Consider the following 288-nt stretch of genomic DNA (forward strand, 5'->3'; position numbering starts at 1 on the left):
ATGGTGCAGGCGCGTAGTGCCTTCGGCTTCACCGGCACTAGATTGCCGGGACTGGTACGCGCCGTGCCGGCGGTGGTGTGGTACGGCTTCCAGAGCTGGATCGGCGCCGGAGCGTTGAACATGGTGTCGACCACGCTGTTTGGCTTCGACAACCTGGTGTTCTACTTCATCACCTTCCAGCTGTTGCAGATCGCTCTCTCGGTGATGGGCTTCCAGGGTATCAAGTGGCTGGAGAATATCGGCAGCGCCTTCATCCTCGCCTCCCTGATGTACATGTTCTACGCCACC

The 288-nt window shown here is 59.7% G+C and carries 1 protein-coding gene; it reads left to right on the forward strand.

The window, feature by feature from the left end; genetic code table 11:
- Positions 1 to 288: cytosine permease (locus H2O73_RS20870; protein WP_182110783.1), on the forward strand; the 288-nt coding region annotated here is incomplete at both ends.

The sequence above is a fragment of the Vibrio marinisediminis genome (assembly GCF_014050145.1).
Taxonomy (GTDB): Bacteria; Pseudomonadota; Gammaproteobacteria; order Enterobacterales; family Vibrionaceae; genus Vibrio; species Vibrio marinisediminis.